General features: G+C 67.3%; 20 protein-coding genes and 1 tRNA gene. 11 read left to right on the forward strand and 10 right to left on the reverse strand.

Annotation, left to right across the window (positions count from 1 at the left end; genetic code table 11):
• Positions 1–417 precede the first annotated feature (417 nt).
• The 3 genes from NDI76_RS04605 to NDI76_RS04615 all read right to left on the reverse strand — a co-directional run bounded on the left by NDI76_RS04605 (position 418) and on the right by NDI76_RS04615 (position 1,803).
• Positions 418–492: transfer RNA gene (locus NDI76_RS04605), tRNA-Met, on the reverse strand.
• 70 nt (positions 493–562) lie between these two features.
• Positions 563–1,012 (reverse strand): GtrA family protein, encoded by a 450-nt coding sequence (locus NDI76_RS04610; RefSeq protein ID WP_310922837.1) that lies wholly within the window; start codon positions 1,010–1,012, stop codon positions 563–565.
• On the reverse strand, positions 1,009–1,803 hold the full coding sequence (locus tag NDI76_RS04615) for a glycosyltransferase (RefSeq protein ID WP_310922838.1): 795 nt from the start codon (positions 1,801–1,803) through the stop codon (positions 1,009–1,011). Before NDI76_RS04615 ends, NDI76_RS04610 begins: the two co-directional genes overlap by 4 nt.
• Positions 1,804–1,958: 155 nt before the next feature.
• On the opposite strand from NDI76_RS04615, the gene NDI76_RS04620 reads away from it, so the two are divergent.
• On the forward strand, positions 1,959–4,421 hold the full coding sequence (locus NDI76_RS04620) for a DUF2298 domain-containing protein (RefSeq protein WP_310922839.1): 2,463 nt from the start codon (positions 1,959–1,961) through the stop codon (positions 4,419–4,421).
• Here the strand turns inward: NDI76_RS04620 and NDI76_RS04625 are convergent.
• Complete coding sequence (locus tag NDI76_RS04625; RefSeq protein WP_310922840.1) at positions 4,396–4,656, reverse strand: HAH_0734 family protein; 261 nt, start codon at positions 4,654–4,656, stop codon at positions 4,396–4,398. The genes NDI76_RS04620 and NDI76_RS04625 overlap by 26 nt on opposite strands.
• A gap of 69 nt (positions 4,657–4,725) precedes the next feature.
• On the reverse strand, positions 4,726–6,081 hold the full coding sequence (locus tag NDI76_RS04630) for a PQQ-dependent sugar dehydrogenase (protein WP_310922841.1): 1,356 nt from the start codon (positions 6,079–6,081) through the stop codon (positions 4,726–4,728).
• A gap of 240 nt (positions 6,082–6,321) precedes the next feature.
• Here NDI76_RS04630 and NDI76_RS04635 point away from each other — a divergent pair, with 240 nt between their 5' ends.
• The 5 genes from NDI76_RS04635 to NDI76_RS04655 are packed head-to-tail and all read left to right on the forward strand — an operon-like array spanning position 6,322 to position 8,567.
• The gene (locus NDI76_RS04635) at positions 6,322–6,603 is read left to right on the forward strand and encodes a 50S ribosomal protein L44e (protein ID WP_089805041.1); all 282 of its coding nucleotides are present in this window, start codon (positions 6,322–6,324) and stop codon (positions 6,601–6,603) included.
• Positions 6,604–6,606: 3 nt separating this feature from the next.
• On the forward strand, positions 6,607–6,792 hold the full coding sequence (locus NDI76_RS04640) for a 30S ribosomal protein S27e (protein ID WP_310922843.1): 186 nt from the start codon (positions 6,607–6,609) through the stop codon (positions 6,790–6,792).
• A 24-nt stretch (positions 6,793–6,816) separates the two neighbouring features.
• Positions 6,817–7,617 (forward strand): translation initiation factor IF-2 subunit alpha, encoded by an 801-nt coding sequence (locus NDI76_RS04645; protein WP_310922844.1) that lies wholly within the window; start codon positions 6,817–6,819, stop codon positions 7,615–7,617.
• A gap of 4 nt (positions 7,618–7,621) precedes the next feature.
• The gene (locus NDI76_RS04650) at positions 7,622–7,804 is read left to right on the forward strand and encodes an RNA-protein complex protein Nop10 (RefSeq protein WP_310922845.1); all 183 of its coding nucleotides are present in this window, start codon (positions 7,622–7,624) and stop codon (positions 7,802–7,804) included.
• Between the two features lie 4 nt (positions 7,805–7,808).
• The gene (locus NDI76_RS04655; protein WP_310922846.1) at positions 7,809–8,567 is read left to right on the forward strand and encodes a proteasome assembly chaperone family protein; all 759 of its coding nucleotides are present in this window, start codon (positions 7,809–7,811) and stop codon (positions 8,565–8,567) included.
• A 61-nt stretch (positions 8,568–8,628) separates the two neighbouring features.
• Here NDI76_RS04655 and NDI76_RS04660 read toward each other — a convergent pair whose 3' ends face one another.
• Both NDI76_RS04660 and NDI76_RS04665 read right to left on the reverse strand, forming a co-directional pair.
• Positions 8,629–9,534 (reverse strand): PhzF family phenazine biosynthesis protein, encoded by a 906-nt coding sequence (locus NDI76_RS04660; protein WP_310922847.1) that lies wholly within the window; start codon positions 9,532–9,534, stop codon positions 8,629–8,631.
• Positions 9,535–9,592: 58 nt separating this feature from the next.
• On the reverse strand, positions 9,593–9,751 hold the full coding sequence (locus NDI76_RS04665) for a DUF7563 family protein (protein WP_425498347.1): 159 nt from the start codon (positions 9,749–9,751) through the stop codon (positions 9,593–9,595).
• Between the two features lie 175 nt (positions 9,752–9,926).
• Between NDI76_RS04665 and NDI76_RS04670 the strand changes: the two genes are divergently transcribed.
• The 5 genes from NDI76_RS04670 to NDI76_RS04690 all read left to right on the forward strand — a co-directional run bounded on the left by NDI76_RS04670 (position 9,927) and on the right by NDI76_RS04690 (position 14,428).
• On the forward strand, positions 9,927–10,640 hold the full coding sequence (locus NDI76_RS04670; RefSeq protein ID WP_310922848.1) for a phosphoribosyltransferase: 714 nt from the start codon (positions 9,927–9,929) through the stop codon (positions 10,638–10,640).
• A 69-nt stretch (positions 10,641–10,709) separates the two neighbouring features.
• Positions 10,710–11,135: a DUF6653 family protein gene (locus NDI76_RS04675; RefSeq protein WP_310922849.1), complete on the forward strand. Its 426-nt coding sequence runs from the start codon at positions 10,710–10,712 to the stop codon at positions 11,133–11,135.
• Between the two features lie 101 nt (positions 11,136–11,236).
• Entirely contained in the window at positions 11,237–12,193 is a 957-nt protein-coding gene (locus NDI76_RS04680; protein WP_310922850.1) for an AEC family transporter, read from the forward strand.
• Positions 12,194–12,243: 50 nt separating this feature from the next.
• Positions 12,244–13,104 (forward strand): S-methyl-5'-thioadenosine phosphorylase, encoded by an 861-nt coding sequence (mtnP, locus tag NDI76_RS04685; RefSeq protein ID WP_310922851.1) that lies wholly within the window; start codon positions 12,244–12,246, stop codon positions 13,102–13,104.
• 64 nt (positions 13,105–13,168) lie between these two features.
• Positions 13,169–14,428: an ABC transporter substrate-binding protein gene (locus NDI76_RS04690; RefSeq protein ID WP_310922852.1), complete on the forward strand. Its 1,260-nt coding sequence runs from the start codon at positions 13,169–13,171 to the stop codon at positions 14,426–14,428.
• An 8-nt stretch (positions 14,429–14,436) separates the two neighbouring features.
• On the opposite strand, the gene NDI76_RS04695 is transcribed toward NDI76_RS04690, so the two are convergent.
• From NDI76_RS04695 to smc, 3 genes are read right to left on the reverse strand one after another with little or no spacing between them, the layout of a single operon-like run.
• Complete coding sequence (locus NDI76_RS04695) at positions 14,437–14,910, reverse strand: DUF8108 domain-containing protein (protein ID WP_310922853.1); 474 nt, start codon at positions 14,908–14,910, stop codon at positions 14,437–14,439.
• A 46-nt stretch (positions 14,911–14,956) separates the two neighbouring features.
• A complete protein-coding gene (locus tag NDI76_RS04700) occupies positions 14,957–15,934 on the reverse strand; it encodes a segregation/condensation protein A (RefSeq protein ID WP_310922854.1) in 978 nt (325 codons plus the stop codon).
• The gene (gene smc, locus NDI76_RS04705) at positions 15,927–19,523 is read right to left on the reverse strand and encodes a chromosome segregation protein SMC (RefSeq protein ID WP_310922855.1); all 3,597 of its coding nucleotides are present in this window, start codon (positions 19,521–19,523) and stop codon (positions 15,927–15,929) included. The genes NDI76_RS04700 and smc overlap by 8 nt, the downstream gene beginning before the upstream one ends.

The raw sequence follows: 19,523 nt of genomic DNA on the forward strand, positions 1-19,523 counted from the left end.
GAGGTAGGTTTGAACGACGGGAACCTCGCTATCGCTCGGTTCTCTCGTTCAAACTCCCTGTACTCCCTCCGAAAACACGTGGTCACGGTGCGATAAAACGCATCGCTTGGGAGTGTGAAGTTCAGGAGAATAGCGGGAGGTAGATTTGAACCACGGTCGCTCCGTTCGCCGACGCTCACGTCGCTCCTCGGTTCAAATCTCCTCGGAGCTATGGTGCCGAACTCGGCCGTCGCTCGGCGATGAAACGCCTCGCTTGGGAACTGAGTCCGGCAAAACCATAGCGGGAGGTAGATTTGAACGACGAGAATCTCGCTGATGCTCGATTCTCTCGTTCAAATCACCCCTGCACTCTTCGCACAGAAATACGTCGTCGCGCCGAGACAAGACTCGGCGCTCGGGAGTGTGAGTTCAGGAGAATAGCGGGAGGTAGATTTGAACTACCGATCTCCGGGTTATGAGCCCGGCGGAATCTCCTGGCTATCCCATCCCGCTACATCAACCAAACCGCGGGTTACGGTTAAGGATTGTGATTCGACCGCCGTATGTCAATTTCCACCGGTGCTCACGACCCGGTGATGCGCCACGTGAACAGGCTCTCGGCGACGTAGTTCAACAGCATCGACGCGCCGATGGCGAGCGGAATCGGGAGCAGTTGCCAGACGTCGACGCCGAGGACGACGTAGGAGAACCCGGCCTCGCGGAACGCCCGGACGACGAGGAACTGGACGGCGAGGCCGCCGCTTCTGACGAGATTCGAGGTGAGGAGGCGCCGGAGCGTCGGGAGGAGGCCCCCCTCGCCGGCGTCGGCGAACGTCCAGTGCTCGTTGATGAAGAACATGACCACGATGGCCACCTCCGCGCCGACGAGTTTGGCGTACTCGTTCAGCACGTCGAAGAGGAAGATGAGCGCGGTGGTCGTCGTCACGTCGAAGACGGCGCCGACGGCGCCGACGGAGGCGAACTTGCCGAAGCGGACGCCGGAGAGGAGTGCCGACAGGGTGCGCTCGCTCATTCGGAGGTGTCGGGCGTCTCCCCCTGTCGTTCGACCAGTGCGGGTTCGTGCTCCCGCGTCGCTTCGAGGAACGTGTGCAGTCTGTTCTCGCGGATGGTGCGGGCGCGGTGCCGCGAACTGAGGAGCGCGGCCGCCAGACTGAGCGAGGTGTCCACCGGCGAGACGGTCGACCCGGGGTGGTCCTCCCACCGGACGGGTATCTCGACGATGCGTTCGCCGAGGGCGCCGGCGACGGCGATGAGTTCGATGTCCCACGCGAACCCCGCCTCGTAGAGGTGCGGGCGCACCGAGCGCCACGCCTCCGCCGAGAGCGCTTTCGCGCCGCACTGGTAGTCGTACAGTCGCTCGTCGAGGAGGCGGCGCGCGATCCACGCGAAGCCGTCGCCGAGGCGGCGGCGGGCGAACGTCTGGTGGGACTCGACGACAGCGGCGGGGTGCCGTCGCGACCCGACCGAGAGGTCCGCCTCGTCCCTGCGGACGGGGTCGACGACCGCGGCGAACGATTCGGCGGGCGTGCTCCCGTCCGCGTCGGCGAACGCCAGCACGTCCACCTCGTCGACGAGGGCCTCGAACCCGGCGGTGACGGCCGCGCCCTTGCCGCGGCGCCCGTCGACGGCGTGCACCGTCGCCGGCAGGTCGTCGAGACGGTCGAGGACGCCCGGTCCGGGCGCGTCGAGTTCGACGCGGACGACGGCCGGCGAGACGTGTTCCCGGAGGGCGTCGACGTAGGCCTCGAGACGCTGGAGGTCCGGACGGTAGGCGGGGACCACGACCCCCACGGTTCGGTCCATTGGCGTGGATTCGGTGTGGCGAGGATAAAAAACGAACTGCTCCGGGCATCTGTCGATTTTCGGACCGGTCGGGGCGAGCGGTCTCGGGCACCGAGGCGGTGCTCGGCGGCCATCACAAGACGTATTGTGCCCGCCCGCGGTTCGTCCCGTAGAGAATGGAGTACGCGCTCGTCCTTCGTTGGGTGGTTCTCTACGCCGCCCTCTTCGCCGCCGGAGTCCCCCTCGCCGCCCGTCTCCTCCCCGACACCCGCGGCCGAGGCGTCGGCCTCGCCGTCCCCGCGGCGACGCTCGTGCTCGTGATTCCGGCGTACTGGGTCGGCCAGGTCGCCTTCGGCCTCCCGGCGCTGCTCGCCGGCGTCGTCGTCCTCTTCGCCGTCTCCGCCCTCGCGGCCCTCAACGTCGGTGCCCTGCGCGACGGCCGCGTCGAACTCGCCGTCGACGTCCCCCGCGGCCCGGCACTGGACGCCGCCGCCGTCTTCCTCCTCTCGTTCGCCTTCCTCGTCCTCGTGCGGGCGTACGACCCCGCGGTGTTCGCGGGCGGCGGGGAGAAGTTTCTCGACTACGGTCTGCTGAAGAGCCTCCGGCGGGCGTCCGTCCTCCCGCCGGAGGACATGTGGTTCGCCGGCACGCGCGTGAAGTACTACTACGGCGGCCACCTCGTCACCACGCTGTTCGCGTGGCTGACCGGGACGCCGACGCGGTTCGCCTACAACCTCGCGCTTTCGGGGTTCTACGCGATGCTCGTCACGGCCGTCTACGAACTCGCCGCGACGGTCGGCGAGGACCACGACCTCTCGCGGCGCGTGGCGGGCGGCATCGGCGCGTTCTTCGTCGGGTTCGCCGCCAACCTCGTCACCGCGTGGCGGTTCGGCATCCTCCTGCTGCCGGAGGGTCTGCGGCGGCCGGCGGCCGGGTTCGTCGCCGAGAACAGCGAGTACACCGTGGCGACGCTCTTGGAGGGGTTCGAGTCGTTCTCCTACTGGAGCGCATCGCGGGTCATCCCCGACACCATCAACGAGTTCCCGCTGTTCTCGTGGCTGAACGGCGACCTGCACGCGCACATGACCGGCACCTCCTTTCTCGTTCTCGCCGCCGCCGTCGGCTACGCCTACTACCGGACCCCCGCGGCGGACCTGCGGCGCCGGCGCCTCCTCCTGACCGCGATTCCGGTCATCGCCGGCTGGCAGGCGATTCACAACACGTGGAGTTTCCCGAGCGTCCTCGCGCTCGGAACGCTGTCGGTCGCGCTCGCCCCCGCGGACCCGCGGACGCTCGTCCCCGGTCTCTCGCGGATCGGCGACCGTCTCGCACCCGAGTCCCGGACCGGGTCCCGGCTCTCCGCGGAGGCGACGCGCCTCGCCGTCGCCCTCGGTGTCACGGTCCTCGGCGCCGTCCTCGCCGTCGCCGTCGCCGCCCCGTTCTTCCTCGGCACCGCCGTCAGCGGGAGCGAGCGGACCGTCGACTTCCTCGGCCCGGAGATGCGGAGCAGCCTCGGCGGTCTCCTCCTCGTCCACGGCGCGTTCGTCGTCGGCTTCGCCGCGTACCTGCTCTCACGCCTCCGCGTCCGCCGCCCCGTCTACCTCGTCGGTGGCGTCTTCGCGGCCGCCTACGTCGGCACCCAAATCGGGCTGGCCGCCCTCGTCGTCTCCGTTCCGCTCGTCGTGTTCGGCTGGGTCGCCCTCCGGTCGGACGCGCCCGTCGGCTACGAGACGGTGCTCGTCGTCGCCGGCGCGGGTCTCGTCACGCTGGTCGAAGTCGTGTACGTGAACGAGCAGGCCGGCCCCGGCCGGATGAACACGGTGTTCAAGACGTACATGCAGGTGTGGGTGCTGTGGGCGCCGGCGATGGGCGTCGCCCTCGCCGGTCTGATTCGAGGCGTTCCGAGCGCGGCGCGCGTCACCTCCCGCGTGCGCGAGGCCGCCCCCTCCGTCGCCGCCGACGGCTCCGGCGACGGGACGCGACGACGGATGGCCGCCGTCGCCTTCGTCTGCCTCCTCGTCGTCTCGACGAGCGTCTACGGCGTCGCCGCCGTCGGGGCGCACTTACAGGAGGAACCGCCCGCCGGGACGACGCTCGACGCGACGCAGTTCGTCGAGACGTACCACCCCCAGCAGGCCGAAGCCATCGACTGGCTGGACGAACGCGAGGGGACGCCCGTCCTCGTCGAGGCGCCGGGAACGAGCTACTACCCCGACGGTGACGACGGCCGCGAGCGCGTGATGTACAGTTGGAACGCCAACCCGGCGTCGAGTCTCACGGGCATCCCGTCAGTCGCGGGGTGGGGCCACGAAGTCGGTTACCGCGGCCCGGACGCCTACTACGAACGCGTCCGCGACGTCGACGACATCTACACCGGCGACGCGGCGACGCGCGCGCGACTCCTCCGCGAGTACGACGTGAGCTACGTCTGGGTCGGCCCGAGCGAACGCGGCCGCTACGGGGAGATAACGTTCGAGACGTCCGGCGTCAGCGTGGCTCACCAGTCGGGGTCGATAACGATATACGAGGTGGACCGGAGCGCGCTGCCGGCCGCGGCCGGGAACGAGTCGACGTCGGAGTCGCCGTCGCTCGCGTCGGCCGAGTCGGGACGGCCTACGAGGAGGGCCGCTTCGAGATAATCGTCAGCGCCTCGGCGTCGACGGCCACGGTGTCGAGGAAGTGCGGGACGAAGTCGCGCTTCTCGAACGCCTCGCGTTCGTCCTCGGTGCCGACCGTACACCACAACTGGGGGCGGTCCGGTCCGTGGTAGTCGCCCTGCCGGTCGATGGAGAAGCAGATGACCTCCTCGCCGTCGAGTTCGATGGTCGCGCCGCGTCGGATGCCGGGGTCGCCGCGGATGATGACCTTCTTCATACCCCGTGGTTTACGCAGTCGGGGCTTAACGCCTTCGGAGACGGGTCGGGGAGGCGACGACCGTTCCGGTCACTCCGCGCTCGGACGGATGCGGTACACCGTGCCCGACCCGGCTTCGAACGTCGACGCCAGCACGTAGAGTTCGCCGTCGGCGTCGCGGCCGAAGGAGAGCACCGGACTCCGGAACGGTTCCCCGTCGGTCGTCGTCGCGCGCACCGTCTCCATCGGCCACATCTCCTCGTCGTCCGTCGGCGTCGCGACGAACAGCGACCCGAGCACGTCGCCGAACACGTACTTGCCGTCGAGTTCGGGCACGTCCGTCCCGCGGTAGCGGTACCCGGCGATGACCGCCGAACCGAACGTCTCGCCGTCTCGGGAGTGAGGATAGCAGACGACGGGGTCGATGAGCGGTTCACCCATGGGCGTCGTCGTCGGACACACCGGGTAGGTTTGCTCGCCGCCCGTCACCTTCGCCAGCGCGGCCATCGAGAGCCGGTTGCTGAAACAGCGCGTCCCCTCCCTGACGTTCCAGCCGTAGTTGCCCCCGCGCCGCACGAGGTTTATCTCCTCGTACTTGTCCTCGCCCACGTCGCCGACGTACAGGTCGTCGCCGTCGAACGACATCCGGTAGGGGTTGCGGAACCCCCACGCGTACTGCTCGTCCAGTCCGTCGCGCCCGACGAGGGGGTTGTCCGACGGCACCGCGTACGGTTCGTCGCCGCCGCCGTCGACGTCGATGCGGAGGATGCTGCCGAGGAGGTTGCTGGTCAGGTTCTGCCCGTTCCCGCCGCGGTTGAGCAGATACCAGTCGTTGGCGTGTCCGATCCCGCCGTCGCCGCCGCCGTTGTTTCCGTCGCCGACGGCGACGTAGAGGTAGCCGTCGGGACCGAACTCGATGGCGCCGGCGTTGTGGTTCCGGCCGTACTGGGGAATCTCCAAGATGGTCCGCTCGGAACCCGGAACAGTCCCGAGGAGGTCCTCCGTGGCCGTGAACTCCGAGAGCACGAACGTGTGGTCGTAGTCGGCGGGCGTCCCCGGGCGGCGCGGCGCACTGTATCTGACGTAGTAGCGCCGCGTGTCCGCGAAGTCGGGGTGGAGTTCGAGGCCGAGCAGCCCCTGCTCCCACGAGACCAACTCCATGAGTTTGTCCCGGGCGTCGAGGAGCGGTTCGTCCCGGAGGCCCTCGCCGTCGTAGACGTAGATTCGCCCTAGTTTGTCGGCGACGTAGTTCCCCGTCCGTCCGGGGATGGACTCGAAGGCGACCGGCTGTTCGAGACCGGTCACCACGGGTTCGAGCGCGACGCTCGGCCCGTCGTCGACGAGGCTCGTCTGCGGACGCTGGACGCCCCACTCCGTCTGCCAGTTCAAGAGTCCGCCGACAACCGCCGACCCGGCGACGCCGCCGAGGAATGTCCTCCGATTCATAGTGAAATGGGTCCCTTGGATGGATACTACTCGCTCCAGCGATAACTATCCTGGCACTAACTGTCGCTCAATCGGACATTTAATACGATTAGGGACGACGACCTCGGTCACGGCCGGGGGGTCGTACCGTCGGTTCTCGACCCGTCGCACGCGACGGACCGACGCGGCCCCGTCGGGCGGCGTCCGTGAACCAAACGGGTTTTAACGGGCGACGGCGAAACACGGACAAGGTCGATATCTATGCAGATGCCACGCCGATTCAACACGTACTGCCCCAACTGCAACGGGCATCACGAGCACGAGGTCGAGAAAGTCCGGACGGGGCGTCCGACAGGGATGAAGTGGAACGCCCGACAGACCCGCCGCGGTAAGGCGGTCATCGGGAACGCCGGCAAGTTCTCGAAGGTCCCCGGTGGCGACAAGCCGACGAAGAAGACCCACCTGAAGTACATCTGCTCGGACTGCGGCAAGGCCCACATGCGCGAGGGCTGGCGCGCCGGGCGACTGGAGTTCCAGGAGTAATTCATGGCGGGTAACTTCTACCGCGTTCAGTGCACCGACTGCGACAACGAACAGGTCGTCTTCGGCAAGGCCTCCTCGGTCGTCAACTGCGCCGTCTGCGGGACGACGCTCGCGACGCCGACGGGCGGCGACGCCGAGATTCACGGCGAGGTCGTCGAGACGGTCGAACGCCGGTCCGCCGAGGCGTAAGCTCCCCTCCGGAGGTATTTACATATGAAGTACAGCGGTTGGCCCGACAGCGGTGAACTCGTCGTCGGAAAAGTAGACGAGATAACCGACTTCGGGGTCTTCGTCGACCTCGAAGAGTACGAAGACAAGCGCGGTCTCTGCCACATCAGCGAGGTCGCCAATGGCTGGATCAAGAACGTCCGCGACCACGTCCGCGAGGGACAGACGGTCGTCGCCAAGGTGCTCGACGTCGACACCGGCTCTCAGCAGATCGACCTCTCGATCAAGGACGTCAACGAGCACCAGCGCAAGGAGAAGATCCAGGAGTGGAAGAACGAGCAGAAGGCCGACAAGTGGATGAGCATCGCGTTCGGCGAGGACGTCTCCGACGAGGAGTACAGCGCCATCGCGAACGCCGTCCTCGTGGAGTACGATACGCTCTACGACGGATTCGAGCAGGCGGCCATCCACGGAACGGAGGCGCTCGACGACACCGACCTCGACGAGGACGAAGTCGACGCCATCGTCGAGACGGCCCGAGACAACGTCTCGGTGCCGTACGTCAACGTCACCGGCTACGTCGACCTCCGGTGTCCGACCGGCGACGGCGTCGACCACATCAAGGAGGCGCTGAAGGCGGCCGAGGGCGAGGACGCCCAGGAGGGAGAGACCCAACTGGAAGTCACCTACGTCGGCGCGCCCGAGTACCGCATCAAGGTGCAGGCGCCCGACTACAAGGCGGCCGAGACGGCCCTCGAAGACGCCGCGGGACGCGCCGAGGACTCCATCGTGACGGCCGGCGGAACGGCGCTGTTCCACCGCGAGCGCACCGAAGACGACGAGTAGCGCCGTGAAGTCCGACATCCGCGTCTGCGGCGAGTGGCGGGAGGCCCACGACCGACCCGTCTACACGCTCGCCGAGACCTGTCCGGACTGCGGCGCCGACGCCGTCAACAGCGCTCCGGCCCCGTTCAACCCCGAGGACCCGTACGGGGAGTACCGACGCGCTCTTAAACGCCGCGTCCGGGATTAGGGGCATGGAAGATATCGAAGTGGAGACGCTGGCCGACCCCGAGCTCCGCGACCCCGTACTGGTCGAGGGGCTCCCCGGCGTGGGGCACGTCGGAAAACTCGCGGTCGAACACCTTCTCGAAGAACTCGACAGCGAACCCGTGCGCTACGTGTACGCCGACGAGTTCCCGCCGCAGGTCACCCTCGAAGACAACGTCGCAGAGTTGGCCCGCGCGGAGTTCCACGCGGTCGACGCGGGCGACCGCGACCTGCTCATCCTCACCGGCGACCACCAGGCGCAGTCGAACGAGGGGCACTACCACCTCACCGACGCCTTCCTCGACGTCGCCGAGGAGTTCGGCGTCGAGGAGGGGTACGCGCTCGGGGGCGTCCCGACGGGCGAACTCGTGGACGAACCGAGTGTCCTCGGCGCGGTCACCGACTCGGACGACTTGGAGCGACTGGAGGACGCCGGCGTGGAGTTCCGCGAGGACGAACCCGCCGGCGGTATCGTCGGCGTCAGCGGTCTTCTCCTCGGACTCGGCGAACGCCGCGGGCTCTCGGTCGCCTGTCTGATGGGCGAGACCAGCGGCTACCTCGTTGACCCCCAGAGCGCACAGGAGGTGCTCGAAGTGATGCAGGACGTCATCGGCTTCGAGGTGGGCTTCGAGTCGCTCGAAGAACGCGCCGAGGAGATGAAGGAAGTCGTCGGGAAGATACAGGAGATGCAGAACCAACAGCAGGGGCAGGCGATGAGCGACGACGACCTGCGCTACATCGGCTGAGGCGACCTGTCGTCTCTCGTTTTGGGTCCGTTCGGATGTTGGCCGGAGCGACGGCGCCGCCTCAGGCTTCGAGGATGTCGTCGTCCGCCGCGGGCGGAACCGCGAGCGACCCATCGAGCGCCGTAACCGCGCGCCCCCCGACGCGAACCTCGTCGCCGACGCGGACGCGGACGCGGACGCGGCCGGGTCGGTCGACGAAGTGTCCCTGCTCGAAGGTCATCTCGTCGGGCAGGTCACCGTCGAAGGCGTCGACGTGGCGGAGGTATGCCCCGCAGGCGCCGCTCGCGGTGCCCGTGACCGGGTCTTCGGGGATGCCGAGGCCGGGGGCGAACATCCGTCCGTGGAGCGTCGAGTCGGCGTCAAGGGCGTCGAACGTGAACGCGTAGACGCCGGCGGCGTCGTACTCCTCGGCAAGCGCCTCCAGGGCCGCGAAGTCCGGGTCCGCGCCGCCGAGGCGTTCGAGGAAGTTCACGGGGACGACGAGGTAGGGCAGGCCCGTCGAGGCGACGGCCGCGGAGAGGTCCGCGCCGACGTCGCGGAGGGCCGCGGAGTCGATGCCGAGGGCCTCGCCCGCGCGGTCGTAGTCGAGGTCGACCGTCTCGACGGTCGGTGACTCCTGCGTCATCCAGACGGTGCCGTCATCGGTAATCTCGACGTCGAGGACGCCGACGCTCGTCTCGACGGTGTGCGTCCCGGCGTCGAGGACGCCGTCCTCGTGGAGGTGCGCGTGCGCGGCCACGGTTGCGTGACCGCAGAGGCCCACCTCGCGGGTCGGCGTGAAAAAGCGGAGCCGTCGGTCGGCGTCCTCGGAGGACAGGACGAACGCCGTCTCGCTGACGGCGAGTTCGCGGGCGACCGCCCGCATCTGCGAGTCGTCGAGGTCACCGTCGGGGACGACGCCGGCGGCGTTGCCCGAGAGCGGTTCCGTCGCGAAGGCGTCGACGAGGAGCGCGCGGCGCGTCTGCATGCGTCCCTCGACGGCGCTCGCCGGTAAGAATCCCGGCGGTCGCGGACGGGCGGTCGGGCTACTCGGTGACGGCGCTCCGGCCCGATGCCGCCGCGCCGTTCATCACCTCGCGCATGTTCATGCACGCCGGGCAGCCGAACACCTCGTCGTCGCTGTCGCCGAAGACGCGGACGAAGTCGCGGGTCACAAACTCCTCGCAGTTGTTGCACGTGTACATCGAATCGTTCCTTGACATATGTTGACATACACCAATAGTATATAAAATTACGTGCCCGGTATCCGACGGGTGGACCGGTCCCGTCCCGGACGGCGGCGTGCGGCCGGCGCCCCGACGACGAGACGGACACGTTAAAGATGCCTACGACCCGTTCACGAAGTGGTGAACGAAGCCCATGGGCGACCTCCCCGACGAATTTAACTGCACTATCACGAACTGGGAGTACATCTACGGTCGCTGCCGCGACGTGAGCGACCAGGTGAAGGCCGCGGAGTTCGACCCGGACGTGGTGGTCGCACTCGCGCGCGGCGGCTGGTTCGCCGGTCGCTGCATCTGCGACTTCCTCGGACTGGACGACCTGACGAGCCTGAAGATGGAACACTACGTCGGGACGGCCCAGAAGACGAACGAACCCGAAGTGCGCTACCCCATGCCCGAGGGGAGCGTCGAGGGCAAGGACGTGCTCATCATCGACGACATCGCCGACACCGGCGGGTCCATCGAACGCGCCTACGAGTACGTGACCGAACGCGACGCCGGCGAGGTGCGGACGGCGACGCTGCAACTTCTCCAGTCGAGCGAGTTCGAACCCGACTTCGTCGGCGAACGCCTCGGGGAGTGGACGTGGGTCGTCTATCCGTGGAACTTCATCGAGGACATGATCGACCTCACGACGGGCGTCATGGAGAAGGCCGACGAGGAGACGTTCGAGATGGAGGACCTGCGACACTACCTCGCGGAGTACCACAGCGTCGACCGCATCGAGATGGAAATCGCTCAACCCGGCCGGATGCCGGAGGTGCTCTCGGAGATGGAGCGCCGCGGCTACGTCGAGTCCGCCGACGGCGACGCGTGGCGGTTGCTGGAGAACGAGGGCGTCGGCGCATAGGACGAGAAAAGCCGACGCGCGGAACGCGGAGTCGAATTTACCACCGTTCCCGACCGAGGGCCGACCATCATGAACGAACGGTTTCGGCCGATAAAGCGATTCTTCTGGTCGCGACACGAGAACCCCGGCAGCGTTTGGACGCTGGTCTGCGCGTATCCGGTGTTGGTCGCGGCCCTCTACCGTCGGGACCGACGACTCCTCCTCGGGACCCTCCTGTTCGTCGCCGCGAACCCGTTTCTGTTCTCGGAACCCGATGGCGACGCCGCGTGGGCGACTCGCGTCGTGCGCGGAGAGCAGACGTGGCTCGACCGAGGACTCCGGTCGTCGCCGGTCGACGTCCTGTTCGTCTGTCTCGCGGCCCCGCTCTATCTGTCCACGCTCCGCGCGGCGGCCGAGCGACGACCGGTCGAGACGGCGTTCGGGACGGTCGCGTCGGTCCTCGTCATGCTCCTGTTCTTCGACCGGATGGCGCGCCTGTACGACGAGTCGGCGTGAACGGTCACACCGCTCCGCGCCGGGTGTATCAGGGTCTTTCACGACGCGGTAAGCCGCGCCGTCTCCGAAGCCCTTGACCCGGTCGCTCGTGAGACGCGAACGTGGCATCACTGCTGTCTATCTTCGCGACGGCCATCCTCCCCATCCTCGCCGTCGGCGCCGTCGGCTTCGTCCTCGGCCGGACGAAGGACGTCGACACCGCTCCTCTGAACACCGTCGTCGTCTACGTTCTCGCGCCCGCGCTCGTCTTTCACAGTCTGGCGACGACGACGCTCGCGGGGTCGACGCTGCTCGAAGTCGTCGGCGTCGTCACCGCCTACCACCTCGTCATGATACTGGTCGCGGAGGGCGTCGGCCGCGCCCTCGGCGAGCGGGACCCCCTCCTGAGTTCGCTCGTGCTCGTCTCCGCGTTCTCGAACTCCGGCAACTACGGTATCCCCGTCTCGAACTTCGCGTTCGGCGAGACGGGCCGGGCGACGGCCGTCGTCTTCCTCTCCGTGCAGAGCATCCTCATCTACACGCTCGGCGTCTTCATCGCCTCGCGCGGCGGCGGGTCGGGCGGACTCTCCGGCCTGAAACACGTGTTCCGGATTCCGCTCGTCTACGCCGTCCTCGCCGCCCTCCTCGCGCGCGCCCTCGGCGTCGTCCCGCCGGCCGGGTCGACGGCGATGGAGACGCTCCAACTCGTCGGCGACTCCTCCATCCCCCTGATGCTCCTCATCGTCGGCGTCCAACTCGCCCGGACGGACGTGGGCGCGACGCTCCGCACCGTCGGCGTGGTGACGACGCTGAAGATGGTCGTCGCGCCCCTCGTCGGCCTCGCTCTCGTTCTCGCGGCGGGCATCGCCGACCCAACGGTGGCGAAAACCATCGTCCTCGAAACCGCGATGCCGGCGGCCGTCACCCCCCTCATTCTCGTCGCGGAGTTCTCCGAGGGGACGGTCCGGGGCGTCTCAGTCGCGGAGTTCGTCTCCACCGCCGTCTTCGTCACGACGCTGGTCAGCGTCCCGGTGCTGACGGGAGTCATCGCCCTCTTGGAGTCGGGGCTACTGTTCTGATTTCTGACCGAACTCACCACCCTTTAGCCCCCGCCCCGCGAGGAGAGAGTATGACAATCGGCTTCATCGGCGGAAGCGGCATCTACGACGCCCTGCCCCTGACGGACACGCGCACCGTTGAGGTGGAGACGCCGTACGGCGACCCCTCGGCGCCGCTCACCGTCGGCGAGTTCGGCGACACCGGCCGAGAGGTTGTCTTCGTCCCGCGTCACGGACCGAAGCACCAGCGCTCGCCGACGACGCTGCCGTACCGCGCGAACGTCTACGCGCTGAAAGAACAGGGCGTCACGCACGTCCTCGCCTCGAACGCAGTCGGCAGTCTCCGCGAGGACCTGCCGCCGCAGACGCTCGTCATCCCCGACCAGATATACGACCGCACGAAGCACCGCGACCTGACGTTCTTCGAGGAGGACGTCGTCGTCCACCAACCGTTCGCCGACCCCTACTGCGCGGAACTGAACGAGATACTCGCCGACGCCGCCAAGGAGGCGACGGACGCGGACGTCGTCCGCGGCGGCACCTACGTCTGCATCGAGGGGCCGCAGTACTCCACGCGCGCCGAGAGCGAGTTCTACCGCGAACAGGGCTGGGACGTCGTCGGAATGACGACGATTCCGGAGGCGAAACTCGCCCGCGAGGCGGAGATGGCCTACGCTACCGTCACCGGCGTCACCGACTACGACGTCTGGAAGGCGGACAGCGAGGTCACCCTCCAAGAGGTGCTGAAGAACGCCGAGAAGAACGAGACGGCCATCAAAGAGACCGTCGAGGCCGCAATCGAGGCCATCCCGGACAACCACGAGTGTCCCTGTCACTCCTCGCTCGAAGGGACCATCAACACGCCGGACGACGCCATTCCCGGAGATGTGAAATCCGACCTCTCTCCGCTCATCGGCGAGTACGTCGACTAACATCTCGCATTCCTCCCAACGAGTCGAAACCGCTTTACGTCTGTTTAGGCCTACCTAAAACAAGATGGCAGACGAACCTACGCGGAGGACGTATCTGAAGCGGACCGGCGCGCTCGTCGCGGCGGGATTGGTCGCCGGGTGTTCCGGCGATTCGGGTGGCACCGCGACGGAGGGCGCCGGGGCGAGCGACTCGGCGTCGGCGGAACCGACGGACACCGTGACGGGAGAAACGGACGGGACCGACGACGGAACCGAATCGTCCGCCTCGGCGTACACGGTGTCGATGTCGCCGGTGGGCGACGTCGAGTTCGACGGCGTCCCTGAGAACGTCTTCACCGTCTTCCCGCAGTACGCCGACATGGCGGTGGCGCTGGGCCACGGCGACGCCCTGAACTCCGTCTACGTCCCGGAGATGTCGGGGACGACGATGAACCACTACTACGAGCGTCTCGATGGCGTCAGCTTCGAGTGGGAGGGGCTGTACGACCCGCTGAACGGCGGGCTGAACAAGGAGAAGCTGTTCGAACTCGGCAGCGACGTCCACCTCACCGACCCCGCGTGGGCGTCGACGCAGGACAACTGGGACGGTTCGGACGTCGAGGAGATTCGCTCGCAGGTGGCACCGTGGTTCGGCAACTTCTACAGCGGCACCCACACCGACGCGCCGGACGGCTACGGCAACTACCAGTACTACACGCTCTGGGAACTGTTCGGCAAGGTGGCGGGAGTGTTCCAAGAGACCGAGCGTTACGAGGCGCTGAGCGCGGTTCACGATGACCTCCTCTCGACCATCCGGTCGAACCTCCCGCCAAAGGAGGAGCGCCCGACGGCCGTCCGCGCCACCTACTCGGCGGAGAACGAGACCTTCTGGACGTACCACCTCAACCGGCCCGGCTACTGGCTGGCCGACACGCGACCGCTGGCCGCCAACGACGCCTTCGGCTCCGAGCAGTGGAACGGTCTCTGGGGCACTGTCGACTTCGAGACGCTGGCCGAGGCGGACCCCGACGTCATCCTGCATCTCTGGGGGATGACGCCGAACTACAAGATGTCGGAGGTGCGCGCCGCCCTCGAAGACCACCCGATCGGGGGACAACTGACCGCGGTGCAGAACGGGAACGTCTACCCCGCCGGGATGCGCTATCAGGGCCCCATCATGAACCTCTTCCAGTTGGAGATGGGTGCCAAACAGCTCTACCCCGAGCAGTTCGGCGAGTGGCCCGAGTACGAGGACGGCGAACCGTACCCGGAAATCCCCGAGGGAGAGCGGTTGTTCGACCGGACGGCGGTGGCCGACGCGGTCAACGGCGACCTGCAGTCGTAACCCGACGGTCAGTTCGTTTCTCGGTCGAGGGCGCGGTCCACGGCGGCGGCCGACGCCGACCCGCCGTCGCCGTGTTCGACGGCGTGGCAGTCCCCGCAGTACCAGTTTTCTCCCGCTTCGACCGTCGACAGCGGAACGCCCGCGACGACGAACTGCTCGCCGTAGCGCCGACAGACGCCCCCTTCGTCCCCACCGCCGCAGACCGTACACGAGGAAACCTGCGCCGGGAGCGCCTCGACGCGCCGAACGGAGCCGAACTCGCTCGGCGAGTAGGCGACGTAGCCCGCGGCGTAGCAGTGCAACCAGAAGATGGGGAAGAACGCGAGCGCGGAGCCGACGGCGGCGACGCCCGTTCCGACGGGGACGCCCAGCACGCCGCCGGCGAGGACCCCCGCGAGGAGGGCAAACAGCGCCGACGTGAGCAGGGAGACGGCGGCGGTGACTCTGCGGAGGGTGCCGGAGAGGAGGGTCTTCGGAGGCACGACTCCGGATAGGCGTCGCAGGAGAAAAAGTTCCGCCGCCGTTCGGTCAGTCGGCTATCGCTTCCGCCTCGGCCGTCTCGTCCTCACTCTCGGCGTCCGCGTCCGAATCCGCATCAGACTCGTCCTCGACGCTCGCCGGGTCCCGCACCCACAGGTCGCCGAACAGGTCGTCCTGCTGGAGGCGGACGGTGCCGCGGTGCGAGAGGAACAAAAGCGAGAGGTACGTCGTCACCGGCGTCTCCGCCGCGGTGCGAATCTCCGCGTACAGCACCTCCTCGCGCCCCTTCTCGTACTGCTCGCTCAGGGCTGTCTCGACGGCGGCGATGGAGGATTCGATGTCCTCGGTGTGGGCCGTCCCGGTCACGTCCGCGGCGGTGGGTTCGTCGTCCGCGCGGACGTCGTCGGCCGACCGGTAATCGAGCGTCTGCGTCCCGCGACTGTACCCGCGCGGCGAGTCGGAGGTGTCGTACTCGCGGCGGCGCTTCCACCACGACTCGCGTTCGGCCTCGCGGAGTTCGCGGACGAGTTCGTCCAGCGTTTCGGGCGACCCGCGGGCCTGCTTGCGTTCGAGGCGGCGGTCCATCTCGGCTTCGAGGGCGTCGACGGGGTCGAATCCCGAGTCCGACCCGGGCGCGCCGTCGGCCTCGCCGTTGGCCATCTCGCCGCCGTTCTCCAGGGCCATCTCCCACGGTTCGAGTTCGGGTTCCTCCTCCTCGGCGTCGGGTTCGAGGAGGGCGTCGGACTTCATCCGCAGGAGGACGGAGGCGTAGAACAGCGCCCGGCCCGAGGTCCGCAGGTCCGTCGCGTCGAGGCGCGCGAGGAAGGCGTCCGTCACGTCCACCACGTCGATGTCCCACGGGTCTATCTCGCCCTCCTCGGCGAGTTGCACGAGCAGTTCGACCGGTTCGACCTCCCCGTCGTCGGCGTCGGTGTCCGTCTCCAGGTCGAGGTCGACGCCGTCGGGAACGGCGCTCTCGGCGGTCGATTCGGGAGGCTCCGCGTCGGCGTCCGTCTCCTCAGTCATCCGCCGTCGCCTCCGGTTCGCCCGCCTCCTCGTCGTCCTCGCCGAGTTGGATGCCGGTCACCGCGCTGACGTTGTCGCCCTGCATCGTCACGCCGATGACGCGCTCGGACCGCTCTAAGAGGGCCGAGCGGTGCGAGACGACGACGAACTGGGCCTCGCCCGCCAAGTCGTCGACCATCTCGCCGACGCGTTCGGCGTTGGCGGCGTCGAGGAAGGCGTCCACCTCGTCCAAGGCGTAGAACGGCGCGGGGTTGTGCCGCTGGATGGCGAAGATGAACGCCAGCGCCGTGAGCGACTTCTCCCCGCCCGACATCGCGTTCAGCCGCTGGATGGGCTTGTCGCCGGGTTGGGCCTTCATCGTCAGACCATCCTCGAAGGGGTCCTCCGGATTTTCGAGGAGGAGTTCCCCGGTGCCGTCCGAGAGGCGCTCGAAGATGTCGGTGAAGTTCTCGTTGATGGCGTCGAAGGCGTCCATGAACGTCGCCTTCTTCTGCGACTCGAACTGCTCGATGCGGTCGCGAATGCCGTCTCGCTCCGCTTCGAGTACGTCCCGGCGCTCCTGCATCTCTTCGAGGCTCTCCTCGACCTCCTCGTACTCGTCGATAGCGAGCATGTTGACCGGTTCGAGTTCCTCCATCTCCGCGGTGAGTTCCTCGACGTTCGCCTCGACCTCCTCGTGGTCGGGAATCGCCTCGGGGTCGTACTCGCCGACCTCCGCTTTGAGTTCGTCTATCTCCCAGGCGAGGCGCTCGGCGCTCTCGCGCAGGTTCTCCACGCGGGACTCCGCGCGGTCGACCTTATCACGCTGTTCGTCGCGTTCGCTCTTGGCCTCGCGCACGTCCTCGCGGAGGTCGGAGCGTTCGGCCTTGAGTTCCTTCAACTCCGCTTCGAGGTCGGAGACGGCCTCGCGCTTCTCTTCGAGCGTCTCCTCTTTCGCCTCGATTTTCTCCTCCTTCTCGCGGACGGCGTCGCGGGCGTCGGCCTTCCGCTCCTGTGCGCTCTCGACCGTCTCGTTCAGGTCCTCGACGGCCTCCTCGGCGTACTCCTTCTCCAACTGGAGTTCGTTGAGGCGGCCGTCGAGTTCGTCCATCCGCGCCTCCTTCTCGTCGATGTCGGCGCGTATCTCGTCGGCCTTCGCCGTCAGTTCGGGAATCTCGGAGTCTTCGAGTTCGGATTCGAGGTCGTCGATGTCGGACTCGACGGCCGCGACGTCGGCGCCCAGCGAGTCGATGTCGGCGTCCAGCGACTGCATCTCCTCGTCGACCTCCGCTCGCTCCTCGCGGAGTTCCTCGATGCGGGCTTCGAGGCGGTCTATCTCGTCTTCCTTCTCCTCGACGTCCGCCTCGGTGCGGTCGATGTCGCTTTCGACCGAGCGCACGCGGTCCGCGGCGTCGGAGGCCTTCTCGCGCGCGTCGTCCAGTCGGGACTCCACGTCGCGGATCTCCCCCTGCAGGTCGCGGCGGTCGTCCTCCAACGAAGAAATCTCGGTCGCGAGTCGTTCGAGCCGACCGGACCCCGACTTCGAGAAGGAGTACCGGGAGCCGCCGCCCGACCCGCCGGTCATCGCGCCGGAGCGCTCCACCAGGTCGCCGTCGAGCGTCACCATCCGGAAGTCGCCCATGAACGACCGGGCGGTCTCCATGTCCTCGACGACGAGCGTCGACCCGAGGACGTACGAGAAGATGGGTTCGTACTTCGAGTCGTACTCGACGATGTTGCGCGCGAAACCGACGACGCCGGGGTCGTTCGGCTTCGAGGGCAGGCCGCGGTCGTCCATCTTCGTGATGGGGAGGAACGTCGCCCGGCCCGCGTTTCTGGATTTCAAGTAGTCGATGCAGTCGGAGCCGACGCCGTCGTCGTCGACGACGACGTGCGCGAGACGGCCGCCGGCGGCCGTCTCGCAGGCGGTGGCGTACTCGCCGGGCACCGACCCGAGTTGGCCGACGGTGCCGTGGACGCCCGACCGTCCCGCGTTCAGGATTGTCGTCACCGCGCGCGGCCACGACGTGTCGCCGTCCTTCCCCGCGCGCGCTTCGAGTTCGGCGTACTCGGACTGCTTCGAGCGCAGGTCCTCTTCGACCTCGTCGAGGTCGTCTTTCAGGTCCGAGCGCTCCCCGCGCAGGTCCTCGATGACGCCGTCTATCTTCGCCTTGTTCTTCTCGGCCTTGTCGAGTTCCGAGTGCAGGTCCGACAGCGTCGCCTTCAGTTCCGGCAGTTCCTCGCGTATCTCGGCTATCTTCTCTTGGGTCTCCGAAATCTCCGAGGAGCGACGCCGCGTGTCGTCCAGCAGGCGGTCCTTCTCTCGCTGGAGGTCGTTGCGCTCGGTCTTCAGCTCCTCCAACTGAGCCTTCTTGTCGGCCAACTCCGCTTTGAGTTCGTCGAACTCCGTGTCGACGTCGGCGATTTCGGCTTCGACCTCGGCGAGGTCGGTCTCTCTCGACTGCACCTCGGATTTGACCGACGCCTTCTCGACTTTCACCGACCGAACGTCGTCCTCGACGTCGTCTATCTTCTCCTGCTTGCGGTCGAGTTCGACGAACGCCTTTCGCCGCTCCGTCTCGGCCTCGTCGATGCGGTCTTCTGCGGCCTCGACGGCGTTCTCCAGTCTGTCTATCTCGCCTTTGACCGACTCGATTTCGGATTTGATTCGGAGCTGTTCGTCCTCGCCCTTTCGCTCTATCTCCTTCGAGAGCTCCTCTAACTCGCTTTCGAGGCGTGAGACCTTCCCCTGCCGGGTGTCGAGTTCCTCGCGCAGGGAGTCGAGTTTCGCCTCCTTCTTCTCTGCCTTCGACTCGGTCTTCTCTAGGTCGGCGCGCTTGTCTTCGAGTTCGGCGGCCTTCAGATAGCTCTGGTACTCCTCGCGTTCCTCGCGGAGCGACTGGTACTTCAGCGCCGTCTCGCGTTCGTCCTCCAGTCGGTCGAGGCGGCCCTGCTTCTCCTCGATTCGGAGGTCCGCCTCGTCGATTCGCTCCTCGACGGCGTCGAGTTCGTCGAAGGCGTCCTCCTTCTTCGCGTCGAACTCCGCGACGCCGGCTATCTCGTCGATGATGCCCCGCCGCTGGTACGGGGTCATGTTGATTATCTCCGTCACGTCGCCCTGCATCACGACGTTGTACCCTTCGGGCGTGATACCGGCCTGCGCGAGGAGGTCCTGGATATCGGATAAATTACAGGAGCGACCGTTGAGGTAGTAGTACGAGTAGTAGTTGTCGTCCGTCTCCTTGACGCGCCGCTTGACGCGAATCTCGGAGACGTCGCCGACGTCGTCGCTGCCGGCGGCGTTGACCACCTGCGAGCGGTCGAGTTTGCCGTCAGCGTTGTCGAGGACGACGGTGACGCTCGCCTCCTTGGTGCCGCCGTTCGCCTCCGAATCGTCGGCGTGGCCGGGGTTGTAGATGAGGTCCGTCAGTTTCTCCGCTCGGATGCCCCTCGTGCGGGCGAGGCCGAGCGCGAACAGCACGCCGTCGATGATGTTCGACTTGCCCGACCCGTTGGGGCCGGTAACTACCGTGAAGTCCTCGTAGAACGGAATCCGGGTCTTGCGCCCGAAGCTCTTGAAACCGTCAAGGACGAGCTCTTTGATGTGCAT

This window comes from Halogeometricum sp. S1BR25-6 (assembly GCF_031624495.1).
GTDB classification, from domain to species: Archaea; Halobacteriota; Halobacteria; order Halobacteriales; family Haloferacaceae; genus Halogeometricum; species Halogeometricum salsisoli.

Bases quoted from the DNA above. Each gene is read 5' to 3' on its own strand.
- NDI76_RS04665 (WP_425498347.1), bottom strand. From the start codon at position 9,751: ATGTACACGTGCAACAACTGCGAGGAGTTTGTGACCCGCGACTTCGTC.
- smc (WP_310922855.1), bottom strand. From the start codon at position 19,523: ATGCACATCAAAGAGCTCGTCCTTGACGGTTTCAAGAGCTTCGGGCGC.
- NDI76_RS04690 (WP_310922852.1), top strand. From the start codon at position 13,169: ATGGCAGACGAACCTACGCGGAGGACGTATCTGAAGCGGACCGGCGCG.
- NDI76_RS04630 (WP_310922841.1), bottom strand. From the start codon at position 6,081: ATGAATCGGAGGACATTCCTCGGCGGCGTCGCCGGGTCGGCGGTTGTC.
- NDI76_RS04675 (WP_310922849.1), top strand. From the start codon at position 10,710: ATGAACGAACGGTTTCGGCCGATAAAGCGATTCTTCTGGTCGCGACAC.
- NDI76_RS04640 (WP_310922843.1), top strand. From the start codon at position 6,607: ATGGCGGGTAACTTCTACCGCGTTCAGTGCACCGACTGCGACAACGAA.
- mtnP (WP_310922851.1), top strand. From the start codon at position 12,244: ATGACAATCGGCTTCATCGGCGGAAGCGGCATCTACGACGCCCTGCCC.
- NDI76_RS04670 (WP_310922848.1), top strand. From the start codon at position 9,927: ATGGGCGACCTCCCCGACGAATTTAACTGCACTATCACGAACTGGGAG.
- NDI76_RS04700 (WP_310922854.1), bottom strand. From the start codon at position 15,934: ATGACTGAGGAGACGGACGCCGACGCGGAGCCTCCCGAATCGACCGCC.
- NDI76_RS04610 (WP_310922837.1), bottom strand. From the start codon at position 1,012: ATGAGCGAGCGCACCCTGTCGGCACTCCTCTCCGGCGTCCGCTTCGGC.
- NDI76_RS04625 (WP_310922840.1), bottom strand. From the start codon at position 4,656: ATGAAGAAGGTCATCATCCGCGGCGACCCCGGCATCCGACGCGGCGCG.
- NDI76_RS04655 (WP_310922846.1), top strand. From the start codon at position 7,809: ATGGAAGATATCGAAGTGGAGACGCTGGCCGACCCCGAGCTCCGCGAC.
- NDI76_RS04635 (WP_089805041.1), top strand. From the start codon at position 6,322: ATGCAGATGCCACGCCGATTCAACACGTACTGCCCCAACTGCAACGGG.
- NDI76_RS04645 (WP_310922844.1), top strand. From the start codon at position 6,817: ATGAAGTACAGCGGTTGGCCCGACAGCGGTGAACTCGTCGTCGGAAAA.
- NDI76_RS04660 (WP_310922847.1), bottom strand. From the start codon at position 9,534: ATGCAGACGCGCCGCGCGCTCCTCGTCGACGCCTTCGCGACGGAACCG.
- NDI76_RS04615 (WP_310922838.1), bottom strand. From the start codon at position 1,803: ATGGACCGAACCGTGGGGGTCGTGGTCCCCGCCTACCGTCCGGACCTC.
- NDI76_RS04620 (WP_310922839.1), top strand. From the start codon at position 1,959: ATGGAGTACGCGCTCGTCCTTCGTTGGGTGGTTCTCTACGCCGCCCTC.